The organism is Billgrantia tianxiuensis, assembly GCF_009834345.1.
In the GTDB taxonomy this organism is placed as follows: domain Bacteria; phylum Pseudomonadota; class Gammaproteobacteria; order Pseudomonadales; family Halomonadaceae; genus Halomonas; species Halomonas tianxiuensis.
The window spans coordinates 2,002,782-2,020,241 of record NZ_CP035042.1 but is presented as its reverse complement, the minus strand read 5'-3'; the positions used below and the strand labels follow the sequence as shown (position 1 = coordinate 2,020,241).

General features: G+C 63.5%; 16 protein-coding genes and 2 pseudogenes. 9 read left to right on the top strand and 9 right to left on the bottom strand.

Going from position 1 to position 17,460, the window contains the following annotated elements; all coding sequences use genetic code 11:
• Positions 1-66 precede the first annotated feature (66 nt).
• Positions 67-660, top strand: coding sequence for a LysE family translocator (locus EKK97_RS09380; protein WP_159551368.1), 594 nt, complete (start codon positions 67-69; stop codon positions 658-660).
• Here the strand turns inward: EKK97_RS09380 and EKK97_RS09375 are convergent.
• Positions 646-1,479, bottom strand: a complete 834-nt coding sequence (locus tag EKK97_RS09375; protein WP_159551366.1) for an AraC family transcriptional regulator — start codon at positions 1,477-1,479, stop codon at positions 646-648. The genes EKK97_RS09380 and EKK97_RS09375 overlap by 15 nt on opposite strands.
• 145 nt (positions 1,480-1,624) lie before the next feature.
• On the opposite strand from EKK97_RS09375, the gene EKK97_RS09370 reads away from it, so the two are divergent.
• Together EKK97_RS09370 and EKK97_RS09365 are read left to right on the top strand one after the other, a co-directional pair.
• Positions 1,625-2,620 carry a DUF2795 domain-containing protein gene (locus tag EKK97_RS09370; protein ID WP_159551364.1) on the top strand — a complete coding sequence of 332 codons (996 nt, stop codon included), beginning with the start codon at positions 1,625-1,627 and terminating at the stop codon, positions 2,618-2,620.
• A gap of 165 nt (positions 2,621-2,785) precedes the next feature.
• On the top strand, positions 2,786-4,318 hold the full coding sequence (locus EKK97_RS09365; RefSeq protein ID WP_234286365.1) for a sensor domain-containing diguanylate cyclase: 1,533 nt from the start codon (positions 2,786-2,788) through the stop codon (positions 4,316-4,318).
• A 51-nt stretch (positions 4,319-4,369) separates the two neighbouring features.
• On the opposite strand, the gene EKK97_RS09360 is transcribed toward EKK97_RS09365, so the two are convergent.
• The gene (locus EKK97_RS09360) at positions 4,370-4,993 is read right to left on the bottom strand and encodes an FMN-dependent NADH-azoreductase (protein ID WP_159551362.1); all 624 of its coding nucleotides are present in this window, start codon (positions 4,991-4,993) and stop codon (positions 4,370-4,372) included.
• A 130-nt stretch (positions 4,994-5,123) separates the two neighbouring features.
• On the opposite strand from EKK97_RS09360, the gene EKK97_RS09355 reads away from it, so the two are divergent.
• A complete protein-coding gene (locus EKK97_RS09355; protein WP_159551360.1) occupies positions 5,124-6,065 on the top strand; it encodes a LysR family transcriptional regulator in 942 nt (313 codons plus the stop codon).
• Here EKK97_RS09355 and EKK97_RS24525 read toward each other — a convergent pair.
• The 4 genes from EKK97_RS24525 to EKK97_RS09340 form a co-directional block, all read right to left on the bottom strand.
• Positions 6,052-6,873, bottom strand: coding sequence for a cytochrome P450 (locus EKK97_RS24525; protein WP_236551416.1), 822 nt, complete (start codon positions 6,871-6,873; stop codon positions 6,052-6,054). The genes EKK97_RS09355 and EKK97_RS24525 overlap by 14 nt on opposite strands.
• The gene (locus EKK97_RS24520) at positions 6,786-7,400 is read right to left on the bottom strand and encodes a hypothetical protein (protein ID WP_236551415.1); all 615 of its coding nucleotides are present in this window, start codon (positions 7,398-7,400) and stop codon (positions 6,786-6,788) included. Before EKK97_RS24520 ends, EKK97_RS24525 begins: the two co-directional genes overlap by 88 nt.
• A gap of 99 nt (positions 7,401-7,499) precedes the next feature.
• The gene (locus tag EKK97_RS09345) at positions 7,500-8,303 is read right to left on the bottom strand and encodes a class I SAM-dependent methyltransferase (protein WP_159551358.1); all 804 of its coding nucleotides are present in this window, start codon (positions 8,301-8,303) and stop codon (positions 7,500-7,502) included.
• 242 nt (positions 8,304-8,545) lie between these two features.
• Positions 8,546-10,261 (bottom strand): methyl-accepting chemotaxis protein, encoded by a 1,716-nt coding sequence (locus tag EKK97_RS09340; RefSeq protein ID WP_159551356.1) that lies wholly within the window; start codon positions 10,259-10,261, stop codon positions 8,546-8,548.
• Positions 10,262-10,504: 243 nt separating this feature from the next.
• On the opposite strand from EKK97_RS09340, the gene EKK97_RS09335 reads away from it, so the two are divergent.
• Positions 10,505-11,125: an exopolysaccharide biosynthesis protein gene (locus EKK97_RS09335; protein WP_159551354.1), complete on the top strand. Its 621-nt coding sequence runs from the start codon at positions 10,505-10,507 to the stop codon at positions 11,123-11,125.
• 9 nt (positions 11,126-11,134) lie between these two features.
• Positions 11,135-12,081, top strand: a pseudogene (locus tag EKK97_RS09330) (threonine ammonia-lyase).
• Positions 12,082-12,099: 18 nt separating this feature from the next.
• On the opposite strand, the gene EKK97_RS09325 reads toward EKK97_RS09330, so the two are convergent.
• On the bottom strand, positions 12,100-12,702 hold the full coding sequence (locus EKK97_RS09325) for a LysE family translocator (protein WP_159551352.1): 603 nt from the start codon (positions 12,700-12,702) through the stop codon (positions 12,100-12,102).
• Between the two features lie 97 nt (positions 12,703-12,799).
• Here EKK97_RS09325 and EKK97_RS25765 point away from each other — a divergent pair, with 97 nt between their 5' ends.
• Together EKK97_RS25765 and EKK97_RS09320 are read left to right on the top strand one after the other, a co-directional pair.
• Positions 12,800-13,345 carry a GntR family transcriptional regulator gene (locus EKK97_RS25765; protein ID WP_340162952.1) on the top strand — a complete coding sequence of 182 codons (546 nt, stop codon included), beginning with the start codon at positions 12,800-12,802 and terminating at the stop codon, positions 13,343-13,345.
• Positions 13,252-14,193 carry an aminotransferase-like domain-containing protein gene (locus EKK97_RS09320; RefSeq protein ID WP_340162974.1) on the top strand — a complete coding sequence of 314 codons (942 nt, stop codon included), beginning with the start codon at positions 13,252-13,254 and terminating at the stop codon, positions 14,191-14,193. Before EKK97_RS25765 ends, EKK97_RS09320 begins: the two co-directional genes overlap by 94 nt.
• 11 nt (positions 14,194-14,204) lie before the next feature.
• Here the strand turns inward: EKK97_RS09320 and EKK97_RS09315 are convergent.
• Together EKK97_RS09315 and EKK97_RS09310 are read right to left on the bottom strand one after the other, a co-directional pair.
• A pseudogene (locus EKK97_RS09315) lies at positions 14,205-15,424 on the bottom strand (acetate/propionate family kinase).
• Positions 15,421-16,839: a bifunctional enoyl-CoA hydratase/phosphate acetyltransferase gene (locus EKK97_RS09310; protein ID WP_159551350.1), complete on the bottom strand. Its 1,419-nt coding sequence runs from the start codon at positions 16,837-16,839 to the stop codon at positions 15,421-15,423. Before EKK97_RS09310 ends, EKK97_RS09315 begins: the two are co-directional and overlap by 4 nt.
• A 231-nt stretch (positions 16,840-17,070) precedes the next feature.
• Between EKK97_RS09310 and EKK97_RS09305 the strand changes: the two genes are divergently transcribed.
• Complete coding sequence (locus tag EKK97_RS09305; protein WP_159555744.1) at positions 17,071-17,418, top strand: RidA family protein; 348 nt, start codon at positions 17,071-17,073, stop codon at positions 17,416-17,418.
• The last annotated feature ends 42 nt before the right edge of the window (positions 17,419-17,460 follow it).

The window sequence follows — 17,460 nt, the reverse complement described above, 5'->3', positions numbered from 1 at the left end:
ATTTCGTTCAATACCGCGCCCTAGCGACAAGGCAGGCTTGGCTCATTGCCACCCAGGAGGATGACGATGAGCCTTGCCATGATTCTGCCGATGTCGGCGTTTGCCCTTGCGGCTTCGATCTCGCCGGGGCCGGTGAACCTGGTCTGCCTGAGCAGCGGCACGCGATATCCCCTCTCGCAGGGACTGGTGTTCGTTACCGGCGCGACGCTGGGCTTCGTGGTGCTGTTCGTGGCGGTGGGGCTGGGACTCTATTCGGTGCTGTCGGTGGTGCCGGGGCTGGATCGGGCACTGCGCTGGGCCGGCGTGGCGTTTCTGCTCTACCTGAGCTGGCGACTGTTCCGCGACGATGGCCGCTTGCCCCAGGGCGAAGCCCGACGGGCGCCGGGCTTCATGACAGGGGCGCTGATGCAATGGCTCAACCCCAAGGCGTGGCTGGCATCGGCCTCGGGCATCGGTGCCTATACCAGCGGCAGCGATCTGAATCAGGTGTTGCTGTTCGCCGCGCTCTACCTGCCGATCTGCTGGTTGTCGTTGGGTAGCTGGGTCTACGCCGGGGCCTTCCTGCGCCGCTACGTACACAGGCCAGCCGTGCTGATGACGGTCAACCGCACGCTGGCGCTGCTGCTGGCCGGTAGCTGTTTGTATCTACTTCTCGAGTGAAGGCTGGCGATACTGCTTCGGCGTGGCAGCCACCAGTCGCTTGAAGGTGCGCTGGAAATGCGGCTGGTCGGAGAAACCGGCGTTCAGCGCCGCCTCGGCGATGGGCATGCCGCCCTTCAGCTCGCGCTGGCCCAGCTGAATGCGGCGGTTGACGAGGTAAGCGTGGGGCGTGAAGCCGAAGTGCTGCTTGAAGGCACGAATGAGGTGCCCGGGGCTGTAGCCCGAACGCTCGCATAGATCGTCGAGAGAAATGTCTTGCGCCGCGTTCTCGTCCAGGTAGGCGGCCAGCTCGCGCAACATGGCCGGCGCCTCGGGCAGCGGTTGGGCGGGCTGGCCGGCGAGTTCGTGCATTAACGAGGCGAGGTATTCGACCACGGCCGTCTGCTTGTCCAGTAGATCGCGGTTCGAGTCCAGCAGGCACTCCGCCATGTGGCAGTAACCTTCGTACCACCTGGGCTCGCCAAGCACGGCGGTGGCGATGTCCTGCCAGTGCGGCTCTGCCAGCAGCCCCGCCTGGTAGCGCAGTTGGGTCAGCCAGTCGCTATCGACATAGAGCATCAGGTAGGCCCAGGGCCGGTCCTCGATGGCACTGCAGGCGTGCATCCAGTCGGGATTCATCAGGACCAGGGTACCGGCGCTGACGTGATAGCGGTCGCTACGATAGCGAAAGGTGCTCTCCCCGGCGGTGATGGCGCCCAGTGACCAGTGGGTATGGCTATGCGGCGCGTAGCAGATCTTGCGGCCATCCTCGACCTTGCGCAGCTCCACGTGGGGCATGCGCGAATCGCGCCAGAACAAGGGCTTGGTGGCATCCGACATGGCGGGCTTCCGAAAGTACCGATGCCTCAAGATAGCGCTCGCCGAGCGGCACTGCCAGCATTACCGCGTTGCAGGGCTGGCACCTCTCTGCTACCCAGAAGAGTGAACGGATTCCGGATAGCCGTGATGGCGCAGGAGGTGCCAAATGACGGATTACGTGGAACAGGGCGAGATCTATTTCTTCTACCGCCCCAAGGTCAACGTGGAGAAGGTAGAGAGCCTGGATGACGTGCAGCGCCTGCATGTGGTGCTGGCCCCGGAGAATGGCTCCAGGGTGCGACTGTTTCTGGTCGGCAAGAAGCGTTTACCCGAGATCATCAAGAGCAAGCCGAAGTCCACCGCCCGCGAATGGATGATGAACGACCTGACCGGTCAACCGCAAGAGATCGGCAAGGCGCTGGCCCCTCTCGAGTATGCAACCAAGACCCGCGGAGAACAGGAACAGGGCGAGGCGATTCCCGCCGGTGAGGGCCGCTATGTCATCTTCGAACGCGAGGGCAGCTCACGCCTGGCCTACCGGCTGACCAGCCCCGGGAAGCCCGGCAAGGCGCAGCGGGAGCTGGGTATCCTGCCCGAGGGAAGCTACATCATCTCGGTGCGCAACCCGGCCATCGACGTTCCCGGGTTTCCCCATTCCAAACCGAATTTCCCCAAGCGGCTCGAAGAGAAGTTCGCCGACAAGCGCTGGATCGATATCGACGACCCCACGTTGCTCGATTACGAGAAAGCACAGCTGGTACTGATCGGAGCACACGACGATCTCGGCGAGGAGGGCATCGAGATAACCGGCACGGCCCACCTGTTCAAGACACTCGGGTTGAATGAACGCGAGTGGCCCACCGAAGCGCTCGAGGGCGGCACGCTTGCGGAGCCGCAAATGCAGGCCGAAACCCTTGCGCCCAAGCGCGATCGCACCAAGGGTGGCGAGCGTGGCGGCAAGGCGGCCCGCAAGACGGCCTCTGCGGCAGGTATCGCCCAAGCGCTGAGAGGTATGGAGTTCCCCTGCGACAGCAAGGCATTGCTCGAACAGGCCAAGGCCAACGATGCCCCACGGGAAATCGTCGAAGTGCTGGGCGAATTCCCCGACCGGAAGTTCGAGACCATGGCCGACGTGCAAAAGACCGTTGGGGAGGTACGTTGATGGCACATGCCTGAACGAAGGCGGACGATACATGGTGCGTATGCACGAGGGGTTCGGCGAACACACCTATAAGTGCTAGGCTAACCGCCATATCGCTGTATGTGGCTCAGACGATCGCATTAGCATCATCTCATCTTACTTGCAGGCAAAATCAGAACCAATATCTTGCAAAAGTCCAGCCTCCCCTTCGCTCGTATACACCTCCCACTCAGGCGCCCTCATCGCCTGGCACTGGCTACGCTGGCACCGCGTGCCTTCGCCTTTTGCCATACCTTCGGGCTGACGGTATGGATCGCCCTGGCGGAGGGTAGCGGCTGGTCGTTGATCGGGCCGGGCCTTCTCCTGCTGCTGTGGCCTGCAGTGGCATACCTCCACGCGGCAGGTGCCCAGAACTCGAAACGCGCCGAGTTCAAGAACTTGTATCTGGACAGCCTGCTCTTTGGCGTTTGGTGCGGCGTGCTGGATTTCTATGTACTCGCCACCGTCACCATTGGGCTTGCCTGCCTGATGAACAACATGGTGGTGGGCGGCCTGCGCCGGATGACCATTTCCATGGCCCTATTTGCCGGCGGCGCGCTGAGCTGGAGCCTAGTGACGGGATTCGAATTCAGGCCCTATGTCAGCACCGGGCTGGATATTTACCAGGGAGCCGGCGCAGTGATCTACTTGCTTGCGCTCGCTTACGTGATGTATGGGCAGAACCGCAAGATCGGTCGCAGCATCGTCGAGATCAAGTTTCAGAACCGGGTCTTTCACGCCCTGCTCGAGCTTGGTGTCGCGGCCAATCGCGCCTCGAATATCCATACCCTGCTGGACGATTCCCTGAAGCATCTGCATGCCGATTTCCCCGAGTACGGCTTTGCCGTGTTCCTACAGGAGCGGCAGCGCCCCGAGGTGACACGCTACGCTGCCGTGGCCGGTCTTCGCCTGGGCGCCGAGGATGAGCGTCGCCTGGGCGGCCTGTTGGCAACGCTTCAGGAGCGGCAGGAAAGTACGATCAAGCTGCGCGAGAAGACCGACGGCGAGCAGCTGTACGCCTCCTCCATGGCGGGTCGTCTGAGCTTATACGATGGCTGGCTGGTCGTACGTGCCCCAAAGCTGGACGCTCCCCTGGAGCGCATGCTGACCCTGTTCGTCGACCAGCTGGCGGCAGCCACCGAGAATAAGCTGCTCCATCTCGCACTGAAGAAAACGGCGGAACGCGACGGGCTGACCGGTCTCTATAATCGAGGCTTCTTCGAATCAGCCCTTCAGTTGAGCATCCAGGGAAAGAATCAGGCACCGAGCCTGGATTTTGCCGTGCTGATGATGGATGTCGACGGGCTCAAGGAGGTGAATGACCGCTACGGCCATGTAGCGGGCGACCAGCTCATCACCACGGTGGCCGAGCGCCTGCAAGTGCACTGCCGTGCCAGCGACATCCTGGCGCGCTATGGCGGCGATGAATTCGTCGTGCTCTTTCCTTCCGCGGACATCGCGGCCGCGAATCGCCTGGCCAGCCTGATCAGAACGCATATCGAAGGCCAGCGCTGTACCATCACCACCGCCAATGGCGAACGGCTGACATTGGAGCTTCGCTTGAGCCTCGGCGGCGCCAGCTCCAGCGAAGCATCGGCCCAGGAGGTGCTCTCCCTGGCCGACGAGCGCATGTACGATGACAAGAGCGAGCGGCGCAAGCAGCGCGCGGCGCATGGGTGAGCGAAACCCATCGGCTCGCTCACAGCAGCACCTAACGCACTGCCCGGCAACTCAGGCAGCCTGCCGTGGCTTGACCGCTTGGGCGATGGCCGCCTGAGCAGAAGCCACGGCGCTTTCCCGTGCTTCATCGCCCATGGCGACGCCTTCGGCGCGGATCACTGTCACATCGTCGATGCCGATCAGGCTGAACACGGCGCGCAGGTAGCGCTCCTGGAAATCGTTCTCGGCATCGGGCCCCTGCGAGTAGATGCCTCCACGCGATGAGGCAATGATCACCTGCCGCCCGCCAGCCAGCCCCACCGGGCCGTTTTCGGTGTAACGGAAGGTTCTGCCGGCCTGAAGGATACGATCAAGCCAGGCCTTCAACTGGCTGGGTATGGTGAAGTTGTACATCGGCGCACCGATGACGATGACATCGGCGGAAAGAAATTCTTCCAGCAAAGCCTCGGTGACCTGCGCCTCTCGGTGCTGTAGCCCGTTGCGTTCCTGCTCTGACACTCCCGCACCGGCCATTATCTCGCCGGAGAGGTGACTCGGGGGCGTAGCCACCAGATCGCGATAGACGATTTCGAGTTCGGACAAGCTGTCCTGCAAATGTTCGACGATGCGAGCAGAGAGCTGACGGCTGATGGACTGCTTTTCGAACAGGCCGGAATCCAGGTGCAGTAGTTTCATCGGTTTCTCCTTGAGGCGGTTGGAGGCGCTTAACGCCATGAGCCCACCTTAGGATTCACCCACTCAAGCGACTAGTCGGTTATTATTGAATTCATAGTTCCAAAAACGGAACAATTGTGGCGAGGCGATCATGCAAGACCTCAACGATCTCTTCTACTTTGCTTCGGTGGCAGAACATGGCAGCTTCACCGCCGCGGCCCATGCCCTGGGCATGCCCAAGTCCACACTGAGCCGTCGCATCAGCCAGTTGGAAGAGCGGCTGGAAGTGCGCCTGCTGCACCGAACCACGCGACGCCTGACATTGACGGATACCGGCCGTGCCTATTTGACTCACTGCCATGACCTGCTGGCGGCAGCGGAAGCGGCCGAGGGTGTCATCGAACAAGTTCGGGAAACACCACGCGGTCGCGTGGTGATGAGCAGCCCTATTTCGCTATCGCAAACGCTGCTCGCTCGCGCCCTGCCCGAGTTCATGCTGCGCTTTCCCCGTGTGGAAGTGGAACTGAACGCCACCAACCGGCGCGTGGATCTCATTGCCGAAGGCGTGGATCTCGCCCTTCGCGTTCGATCGCGGCTGGAGGATTCCTCGCTGGTCTCGCGGCAGTTCGCCGTCAGCACTGCCGTATTGGTGGCCAGCCCCGCGTTGGTCGAGCAGTTGGGCTCACCGGAAGTGCCAGCCGACCTGGAGCGTTTTCCCAGCCTCTCCATGCGCTTCGCCGATGGTCGCCATGCCCTCACCCTGACCGAACCAAGCGGCACGAGCCAGACCGTTTCCCTGACGCCCAGGTTCGTGACCGACGACATGCAGGCCCTGCAAGAAGCCGCCATTGCCGGCATCGGCCTCGTGGCGCTACCGAGCTTCGTCTGCCGCGCAGCCGTGGCCACCGGCGAGTTGCAGGTGTTGTTGCCGCACTGGCAATTGCCCGATGGCCAGGTTCATGCGGTGTATCCCTACCGGCGCGGCCTACGCCCCGCGGTACGCCATCTCATCGATTTCCTGGCGCAGCGGTTGCCAAGCCTGGCCGAGGAGATGGGTATTTCGCATCCGGGGCAGGCGCTCAATACGCCCTGATCTTGAACTCCAGGTCGTAGTTGTTGAGCAACGGCGGCATCGGCTTGCTGCTGAGCAGTCGAGTCGGCGGGTTCAACTGATACTCCCGCCCCTTGAGCAACCTGGCCAGCATATGGCTGGTGACGAGCAACACCACGCGCCGTCCGGGGCAAATGCCGGTACCGCCGCTGAACGGGATCATCGGCCAGTTGCCGGCTTCGCCCGGCTGCAGCCACAGGTCGGGGTCGAAGCGGTTGGCGTCGTCCAGGTAGCGGTCGTCACGGTGGAAATAGGGAGCAAGCATGAGAATGGAGGTTTCCGCCGGCATCACGCCGTTCTCCCACTCGGTCTCCTCGGTGGTCTGGCGCAGTACCATCGGCGTGGTGGGCCACAGCCGTAGCGATTCGAGTACGCAGGCGCGTAGATAGTCGAGTGTGGGAGCGCGCTCCAGGTCGTTCCCGGCGATCTCGGCCTGGGCCCGCTCGGTGTGGCTGGGGTGGGCGGCCAGCAGTGCCAAGGCACGGAAGGTGGCCATGCCCGCCGGGTCGAAAGCGAACAGGTATTGCGGTACCTGATGCTCCGGCTGGGTATCTTCGTTGATGGGCATGCGGGAAATCTCGCCGGCCAGGCTGCCCGCCTCCCCGCGCTTCAGATAGGTGCAGAGCCGCTCGTGGAAGGTGTCTCGCAGGCGGTCGTGGCCAGGATGAAAGAACGCCCAGTTCCCGGCAGAGCGCAGCTTGGTCAGCATGTCGGACAGCCCATGATCGTCGCGAGCGGTATCGCCCAGTACCACCCGGCGCACCACTCGGCTCCAGGCCGAATCGAACATGTCCCAGTCCAGCTTGCTACCGTACCTGTCGACATGATCGAGCAGCTCGCCGGCCTCCTCCTCCACCACCTTGGCGAATCGCGCGCCCAAGCCGTGCACTGGGCATTCGCTCTGCAGCACTTCTTCATTGAAACGGCGCCGCTCGGCGCGTTCGGGCCGTGGGAAACCAGCGCCATGTCGGGCTCGAAGTGCTCCAGCGCCTTTCGCTTGGCCCACTCGGCGGTAGCGAACGGCTCTGGCGTCTCATTCAGTACCCGGTTGGCGTGATCGGGGTCGAGGATCAGCGCCATTGGTCTGCTGTCGGGAGTGTTGAGCATCAACGGGCCGGGGCCGTACTTCTCGTTGAGCTGCTGAAGGCGGCGAATGGCGCGCTGGTCGAGGCCGAGCTTCTCCGCCATGCTCACCGCCTTGGGCCGACGCACGATCACACCTTTGGCGATGTTGGGAACGAAGACATCCCCCATCACGGCAAGCGTTTCACCGACGGTCGCCGTGGGCAATGCGTGATGAACCGAATCCCTAGTCATGTTGCACTCCTTTTGCGAACCTTCCTGGTTCGCAGTCTAGTCAGGCAACGTATTACAATCCTTTGTCAAAACAAAAAATTACAGGCTGGAGCCCGGCAATCAGGCACGCACGGCAACGGTCAGGTAGTAAGTGTTCTCGACAATGGCCGTACCATCGCGGGCACGATTGTAGCGCTCGAAGACTTGCCGCAAGTCCTGGCCAAGGGCCACCTTATCGCCCTTCTCGGAAGCGCGGATCGCCGGGCCGAAATAGGTCAGGAACAGCTCCACGGCATGATCGACGGAACGGTAGTACTGCCAGGCCGTGCGCTTCTCGCTCTGGATCGAGCGAGTACCATGACCCAGCAGTTCGTGCAGGCCGGCATCGGTTCCCCAGCGCAGCGGAGGGACCAGCCCCGGAGGTGGCGGCATATGCTTGGCATGGGTTGCAAAGAAATCGCCGCTCCAGCCTTCCGCGATGGGCGTTGCCAGACCGATTCTTCCCCCTGGGCGCAGTACGCGCAGCATCTCCTTGGCCGCCCTCTTCTGATCGGGCGCGAACTGGGCGCCATAAACCGAGAAGATGACATCGAAACTGGCGTCAGGATAAGGCAAGGCCTGGGCATCGCCGATGTCGAACTCGACCTCGAGATCTTCAGCCGCGGATCGCCACCGGGCACGTTCGATCAGTTCGGGAACGTAGTCGAGCCCGGTCACCTGGCAGTATCGCCTCGCGGCCACCAGCGCCGCCGTGCCGCTACCGCAGGCGATGTCCAACACCTGCTCGCAGGGATGTGGGTCGACAACCTCGCAGAGTGCTTCGGCCATGCAGACGTTCTGCCGAGCTATTTGATGGAAGTCACCTGCGGACCATGTACCCTTCTGGGCCGAGGTAATCGCCTCGTAATCGATTGCATCGCTCATGTCGCACCCGTTTCTTCTTGATAGATCAGGCGGCCTTATGGCTCACGACCGGCTCGGGCAGCATGCGATGAGTGGAGAAGAATTCTCCTGAGCAAGAAGTAAAGGCTCGCATGAAGCGAGCCGAGGTCATGTATCTGGAATTCTCCATCCAGGGCTTCTGCCGGAATCTTCAGTCTAGCAGTCGATACCCTGGATGGCTTTCGGTAGGCTTGGCTCCAAGCCTGCCACTCCTGGATGGGCTATCAGAACTCGCTCCAGTCACTCTCCGCCGCAGAGCGTTGGCGGACGCTGGTCGGCTTTGGATCGGTCAGCTTGACCAACTGGTGCTTTTCGCGCTCGCTTTCCCTTCCATCGTCTTGCTCCTCATGCGGGGCGGCGTCCTGGCGCTCGGCTTCCGTGACGGCTGGGGCGGCGTGCTCCCCGACCCGGAAGGTGGCGATCAAGGCGGAGAGGCGGCTGGCTTGATCCTCGAGTGAGGCAGCGGCGGCACTGGTCTGTTGCACCAGGGAGGCGTTCTGTTGGGTCACCGAATCCATCTCGGTCAGCGCAGCATTGATCTGTTCGATGCCGCTGTTCTGCTCCCGCGTGGCGGTGGAGATCTCAGCCATCAGCGCACTCACCTGGCGGATAGAGGCAACGGTTTCATCGATGGTCTCGCCGCTGCGCTCGGCCTGCTCGGCACCGCTGGTAATACGCGAGGTGGTGTCCTCGATCAGGCTGCGAATTTCCTTGGCCGATTCCGCACTGCGGCTGGCAAGGGAGCGAACCTCGCTTGCCACCACCGCGAAACCGCGGCCCTGATCACCGGCCCGTGCCGCCTCCACCGAGGCGTTCAGTGCCAGAATGTTGGTCTGGAAGGCGATGGAGTCGATCACACCGATGATGTCGTTGATGCGCTTGGCACTCTCGGCAATCTCGCGCATCAGTTGGACGGTGCGCTCGACTTCCTGGCCGCCAGCCTCGGCGGTTTGCGAGGCAGAAGCGGAAAGCCGGTCGGCTTCGATGGCCGTGTCGGTGTTCTTGCTTACCGTGGATGCCATTTCCTCCATGCTGGAAGCGGTCTCTTGTAGTGCGGAGGCCTGCTGCTCGGTGCGCGAGGAGAGATCCTGGCTGCCCGAGGCGATTTCTCCGGCACCGGTGAATACGTTCTCGCTGCTGTCACGCAGCGATACCACCAGCGTCTTGAGCTTCTCCTGCATGCGTCCCAAGGCGCTGTAGAGCTGGCCGATCTCGTTGCGACCGCGATCCTCGATGCGCGCGGTGAGATCGCCATCGGCGATGCGCTCGAAATGCGCAATGGCTTCCCGCAGCGGCGTCACCACCACACGCATCATGGCAATGCGAATGGCCAACGCGGCCGCCAGGGCCAGGACGAGCAGACCGATGGCGACCATGCCGATCCGGTCGCCCAGCGTTTCCACCTCGGCAATGGCGGCACCACCACGCTGCTCACTGTATTCGATGAAGGCCTCCATGGCATCGTCGAGCTGCGCCCCCAGCTCGGCCAGCCCCTCCTGCTGACGCTGCACCTGGAACGGTGCCGCCTCCAGCAGCGGCACCAGGCCCTCATTGACATAAGCCTCGTAGGCTTCGGTAATGGCCGCGACATAGGACGCCCGGGTATCGGCGGAGTCGATCGGAATCTGGCGGAACTCGGCAAAGCGTTCCTGCGCCGCCTCCACCGCGGCTATCGCCAGTTCCTGGTTTTCGCGGCCAAGATCGGGGTTGCCCTGGGTACTGTGGGCAGCATAGCGATCGAGGAAGGTCTGGGCTCGCAGCACGTTGACCTGGGCACGGTTGGCCAGATTGGAGAGTTGCACGTTGGTTTCCGCCAGCTCGTGCAGCGCAGCTTCGCTGGTGGCGCTGGAATAGAAGCCCAGGCCGCTGATCAGGCCGATCATCAAGACCAGCGTGGCCAAGGCGGCCGTCAGGCTCCACTTGACAGAGAGATGTTTCATCGAACCGCCCCCATGCGTAACAATTCCTTGAATGAAAAGGCATATTCTCTTCATCGGCGGAAAAGCCATATGATTTAGTCGGATTAGCCAAATTTCGACTTTTGTCTAACAAACTATCGCCCTCCCGTAACGACGAGCTCTACCGCTCCTCCTGATCGCCTGGAACATGGCCCGGCGCATAATGGCTATGCTGGTGTCAGTGGTAGATGTCTCGACAAAGGAACGAGAGAACGAGGAGAAAGGATGCAAGCCTCACGCGACAATCAAGCGGACGATTCCAATACGGAGCCGCATAACCTGGTCGAACTGATGCGCGCCATCGAGTCGATCGACACGCCTTCGGGTCGGATTCGCTTCGACGAGGTACTCGACGCCATCGGTCGGCGTGCCTTTGGCCCGCTGCTGCTGCTGGCAGGCCTGGTCACGCTGATGCCCATCGTCAGTGGCATTCCCGGTGTGCCGTCGCTGATGGCACTGTTTACCTTGCTTGTCTGCGTGCAGTTGCTGGTCGGACGACGCACCTTCTGGCTGCCAGGCTGGCTGCGCAATCGCACGCTACCCAGCGACAAGGTTCACACCGGCTTGAAATGGATGTACAAGCCGGCCAAATGGGTCGATCGCCTGCTGCACCCACGCATCACCTTCATGACCGGCCGACAGGGCATCCGCCTGACCGCCCTGGCGTGTTTCGCCCTCGCCCTGGCCATGCCGCCCATGGAACTGGTGCCGCTCACGGTCAACATCGCCGGTGTTGCGCTGACGCTCTTTGGCCTGGCGATCATGGCTCGCGATGGCCTGCTGTCGATCCTTGCTTTTCTCATCACCGGTCTCAGCCTGTTCGTCATTCTCTACAACCTGCTGTAGGAGTCCGCCATGCTCCCGCTCGAACGCCTGCAGGAAGCCCAGCGCCTGATCGCCGATACGCTGCTTCCCACGCCCATGCTCCTCGATCATGTGCTGTCGGAGCGGCTCGGCAGGCAGGTGTGGCTCAAGGGAGAACTGTTTCAGCGCACCGGCTCGTTCAAGCCACGCGGTGGCCTGCACTGGATTCGTACCGCCAGCCGGCAGGAGCTGGCCGGCGGGCTGGGAGCGGTGTCGGCGGGCAACCACGCCCTGGGGTTAGCCTGGGCAGCAGGCCAGGCCGGCGTACCGGTCACCATCGTGATGCCGGAGAACGCCAGTCAGTTCAAGGTGGAAGGGAGTCGCGAACTGGGCGCCGAGGTAATCCTGCACGGTGACATCAACGAGGCCTGGGAGCTGATGCACCGGCTGGTGGACGAACGCGGACTGACTCTGGTCCACCCCTATGACGACGAACGCATCATCGCCGGCCAGGGCACGGTGGGGCTAGAGATACTCGAACAAGCTCCGGAGGCCACTGCCATTCTCTGCCCGGTGGGCGGCGGCGGGCTGATCGCCGGTATCGGTTCGGCTGCCGCGGAGCTGCGCCCCGGCCTGGCGCTGTTCGGCGTGGAGCCGAGCGGTGCGGCCAGCATGGCCCATGCCTGGGCTCAGGGCGAACCCTCGCGACTGGAAAAGGTCGAGACCTGTGCCAAGAGCCTGGGGCAGCCATCGTCGGTGAGCATACCTACCCCATATGCCGTGAGACCGTACGGGCACTGGTACAGGTAGACGACAAGGCCATCGCTCGAGCCATGCACCATCTGCTCTACCAGGCCAAGCTGATGGCCGAACCGGGCGCCGCGGTAGGCGTGGCCGCCTTGCTGGAGGAAACCGTCACGCTGCCGGCATCAGGCGATGTCGTGGTGGTGATCACCGGCGGCAACATGAGCCGGGAGGAACTGGCGCCATTCCTTTGACGCCGCAGCGGCCAGGGTTCAGCCGAGGATAAAGATGACGCAGGCCGCGGTCAGCCCACCCATGGTCCAGTTGAAGATCCGCCAGGCACGCGGCGTGTCGAGCCACTGTCCAAGCGCCATGCCGAACCCCGCCCATACGGCGATGCAGGGCAGCGCCACCAGTTCGGCAAAACCCGCCAGGAGCAGTGCGTTGACGACGGTATCTCCACCCTGGGGCAGGAAGCCCGCCATCAGCGCCAGCCCCATCACCCACGCCTTGGGATTGGCGAACTGAAAGGCCGCCGCCTGCCAGAAGCTGAGGGGGCGTCCCTCGCCCTTGTGACGCAGGTCCGGCGGCGGCGCGGTGGCGATCTTCCAGGCCAGGTAAAGCAGGTAGGCACTACCGATCACGCGCAGGGTCATCTGTACGGCGGGATAGCGCTCGAAGATCAACCCCAGCCCCAGGGCGATGCCCGAGAACAGCAGGAAGCAACCACCCAGGATGCCGAACATGTGCGGCAAGGTACGCATGAAGCCGTAGTTGGCCCCCGAGGCCGTGAGCATCACGTTGTTGGGCCCGGGAGTGATGGTCATCGAGATCATGTAGAGGGCCGCCGGCCCGAGGAACGCCAGAGCTTCCATGTCATTGAACCCATACAATTATGCTATTTGATTGGAAAGTGCGCACAATTGTTAGCATAATGATGCTACATATTCCGTCAAAGGTTTTATTGTCACCATGACAATATGGGTTCCACGGCTCGCCGACGAAGGCGTTCGCTACCGCGCCATCGCCGAGTCCATCGCGCTGGCCATTCAATCCGGCGAACTCGCCGCAGGGCAGAAACTGCCGCCGCAACGCCAGCTGGCCGACCGCCTCGGCGTCACGGTGGGCACCGTGACCCGCGCCTATGCCGAAGCCGAGCGCCAGGGCTGGGTCAGTGCCCGGGTCGGCAGCGGTACCTACGTGCGCGACAGCGAGACCCCGGCAAAACAGGAATTCCTCGCCAGCCGGCCGCTCGAAGACGGCACCATCGATCTCAGCCTGAGCCTGCCGCCACCGCATCCGATGCGTGCCGCCAGCCTGGGGCGTGTGCTGCACGAGATTGCCGACGAGGCGGCGGTGTTGCAGCGCGCCGTGGAATACCAGCCGGATCGCGGCGTACCCGCACATCGGGAGCAGCTGGCCGCCTGGATGACCCGCCTCGGCATGCCGCCGAGTCCGAGTCGCTGCTGGTCACCCAGGGAGGCCAGCACGGCATCAGCCTGGCCCTACAGGCACTGACAAGACCGGGCGAGCGCATCGCCGCCGACGTGCTCACCTACCCCGGCCTGCTCACCGCCGCCAGCCAGGTGCATCTCAAGCCACTGGGCGTGCCGATGGACGATCAGGGCATGGACATGGATGCCCTGGCCCGGCTCTGCTCACAGCAGCCACCGCGGCTGGTCTATGTCACGCCGGACCAGAACAACCCGACCGGCACCCCGCTGAGCGAGGCCCGGCGCGAGCGCCTGGCGGCCCTGGCACGCCGGCATGATTTCTGGATCGTCGAGGATGGCGTGCAGTACCTGCCGGAGCCGGAGCGCGGCACGCCGATCTATCGCCTGGCGCCCGAGCGTACCCTGTTCATCTTCAGCACCTCCAAGGTGCTGGCCGGAGGATTGCGCATCGGCACCCTGCTCGCTCCGCCGACGGTGCGCGAGCGGCTGGGCACGGCACTGCGCGCCCAGAGCTGGATGGCGCCGCCGCTGATGGTCGAAGCGGTGTGTCGCTGGGTCGCCAGCGAAGAGAGCGACGTTCTGCTCGAATGGCTGATCGAAGAGCTGGGCGAGCGCCAGCGCATGGCCAGGGAGCGGCTGACCGGCTATGCCATCAGCAGCCGCCCTCACGGCAACAACCTGTGGCTGCCGCTGCCGGAAGGACTGCGCAGCGCCGTGTTCGTCGAAGCGCTGGCCCAACGCAACGTGCTGGTGAGCAGCGCCGAGCCCTTCTGTGTGGGCAGCGAGCCCGCACCCCAGGCGCTGCGGCTGTGCCTTAGCGCTGCACCGTCCCGCAGCGCCCTGACCCAGGCGCTGGATACGCTGGCCGAACTGCTCGCCGAGCCCCCGGCCGCACCCTGGCAAACCTTGTAGCGATTGCCCTGCTACCGCACCAGTTCCTTCACCGTATACCAGGCGATCATACGCTCTTCGTCGGTGGGGATGACCCATAGCCCCAGCCGGCTATCGGCAGCAGCGATATCCGTGGCATGAGCGGCGTTGGCGCCGGCATCGAGCCTGGCACCGAGCCATTCGCAGCCCTTTGCCACGGCCGCACGTATCGGAGCGGCGCGCTCGCCGATGCCGGCGGTGAATACGAGGTGGTCGATTCCGCCCAGGGCTGCCGCCAGGCTGCCGATCTCGCGCACGATGCGGTAAACGAACAGGTCGATGGCCTCGGCCGCCTCGGCAGCCTGGCTGGCCAACAGTTCGCGCATGTCACCACTGATACCGGAAACGCCCAGCAAGCCCGACTCCTGATAGAGCATGCGCTGGACCACTTCCGGGGCATGCCCTCCTGCAGGATCAGGTGCAGCACCAGGCCAGGGTCGAGGCTGCCGCTGCGTGTGCCCATCATCAGCCCTTCCAGCGCCGTAAACCCGGTCGTGGCCGCCACGCTTCGACCATCACGCAACGCACACAGGCTGGCACCGTTGCCCAGGTGGGCGACGATCACCCGTCCGCCCGATGCCGCCTGGCGGTGCTGCGGCAACACCTGCTCGGCCAGGACACGATTGACATAGTCGAAGGAGAGTCCATGGAAGCCGTAACGGATCACACCTTGCTGGCGATACCGGCGCGGCAGCGGAAAGGTCTGCGCCAGCGCCGGCTGAGTGGCGTGAAAGGCCGTATCGAAGCAGGCCACCTGGAGCAGCGATGGGCGCAGGCCGGCCAGCGCCCGCACCGGCGCCAGGCCATAGGGCTGATGCAGCGGCGCCAATGCCACCAGCGCCTCCAACTGGGCTAGGCTCGTCTCATCGAGACGCAGCGGGTCGCGATAGCGCGCACCACCGTGGACGATACGATGGCCCACGGCGCGAAGATCACCCAGCCTCGGGTTCACCTCGATCCATTCGAGCAGGCGGGCCAGAGCCCCGTGGTGCCCCAACATGGGTGGCACGTTACGCAGCGCGGCCGTGTACGCTTGGCCCACGGTCTCGTCGAATCCCACACTCAGTTCGACTTGCGCCCAATCACCGAGCCCCGAGAACTGCCCGCGACAGCGCAGCGCCAGATCCATGGGGTTCTCCGCGTGCACGGACTCGTACAGGGCGAACTTGAGACTCGAGGACCCGCTGTTGACGACCAGGATCTCCCCGTTCATGGCCTGGCCTTCTTACGCTGCTCCGCCACCAACAGTGCCAGGGCACAGGACGCCAGGCGGGTGATGGCATCGTCGGCACGGCTGGTCAGCACGATCGGTACCCGGGCTCCCATTACCAGGCCGGCACCGGTGGCATCGGCCAGGTAGGTGAGCTGCTTCATCAGCATGTTGGCCGACTCGAGATCGGGTGCGACCAGGATATCGGCACGTCCGGCCACCGGCGAGACGATACCCTTGGCAGCGGCCGCCGCCTCGGAGACGGCGTTGTCGAAGGCCAACGGACCGTCGAGCACGCCGCCGGAGATCTGTCCGCGCTCGGCCATCTTGCACAGCGCGGCGGCCTCGAGGGTCGAGGCGATCTTGGGGTTGACCGTTTCCACCGCCGATAGGATCGCCACCCGGGGCGAGGCGTTGCCCACCGCATGGGCCAGGTCGATGGCGTTCTGCACGATGTCTTTCTTGTCGGCGAGCGTGGGGTAGATGTTGATCGCCGCATCGGTGATGAACAGCGGTCGTGGGTAGGTCGGCACATCGAACGCCATGACATGGCTCAAGCAGCGCTCGGTGCGTAGTCCCGTATCGCGCTTGACCACTTCATGCAGCAGCTCGTTGGTATGCAGCGCGCCCTTCATCAAGGCCTCTACCCGCCCCGCCCGGGTCAAGGCCACCGCCTCGGCAGCCGCAGCATGGCTATGTGGCACATCGATGAGTTCGAATTCGGCGATGTCGACTCCGGCGGTTTCGGCGGCGGCATACACCTTGGCGCGCGGCCCCACCAGCACCGGGCGAATCAGTCCCTGGCGCGCCGACTCATAGGCACCCAGGATCGACACCTCATCCACCGGGTGCACTACCGCCATGCTCACCGGCTCGGGATGCTCGGCGGCACTGAGCATTTCGTGCAGGCGGGCGCGCTCGGCCATCCGCACCCGCGGCAGTACGGCGCGCGGCCGGATCACCTTCTCGGTGGGCGCCTGCACCTCCGCCTCGCCTTCGATGACGGTCTCGCCGTTCTGGTTGGTACACAGGCACTGGAACACGATGCGTTTGTACCGCTCGTCCTTGGCTTGCGCACGCACGCTGACGCGCAATACGTCGCCCAGCCGGACCGGCTTGTAGAAGCGCAATGTCTGTCCCAGGTAAATGGTACCGGGCCCAGGCAGTTCGGTACCCAGCACAGTGGAGATCAACGCCCCGCCCCACATGCCATGCGCCACCACTTCCTGGAAGCGCGTGCTCTTGGCGAAGTCATCGTCGAGATGCGCCGGATTGATATCACCCGACATGATGGCGAAAAGCTTGATGTCGTCGAGGGTCAGGCGTTTCTCGAGCGATGCCGTATCGCCGATGCGTATCTCATCGAAGGTGCGGTTCTCGATATGCCCGTTGTCGAGCGACGGTCCCTGGCTTTGCATACGCTGCGCCCCGGTCGCGATAGGAATCGTGGCTGGCCACGCTGAATATTGCAGCGCAGCAAGCAATTAACGTTAGCATCGGTCACGCCAGTGGCGAAGGCAAGCGCTTGCGCCCCGGGAGCGAGGCGCCACAATGGATGGAAACACCAACAATACCGAGGCATATCCGATGCATCGTTTCCTCAACGACCCACCCTCGCCATTCCGGTCTTTCCGGGCAGCCACATCGTGATGGATGGTCATTACATCTTCCTCTCCGGGCTGACCGTTACCGACATTCAGGGCGGTGAGGCCGTGCTTGGCGACATTGCCGAGGAAACCCGCTGGGTGATGCGTCGTCTCGCACGAATGCTGGAGTACGCCGGCGCCTCGCTGGCCGATGTGGTGCGGGTGGACGTCCACCTGACCAGCCTCGATACCATACACACCATGGATGCCGCCTACGCCGAGTTCTTCGAGAATCATAGCTACCCGGCCCGAACCTGCACTGAATCGCCACGCTTGAGCGGTGGCGCCAATGTCGAGATCACGCTGATGGCACGCCAACCCGCTGAGCCGCCCTCATCACGGGAAGACTAGCCTAGCAAGCGCCATTACGAACCCACCCCAGCCCTGAATTCA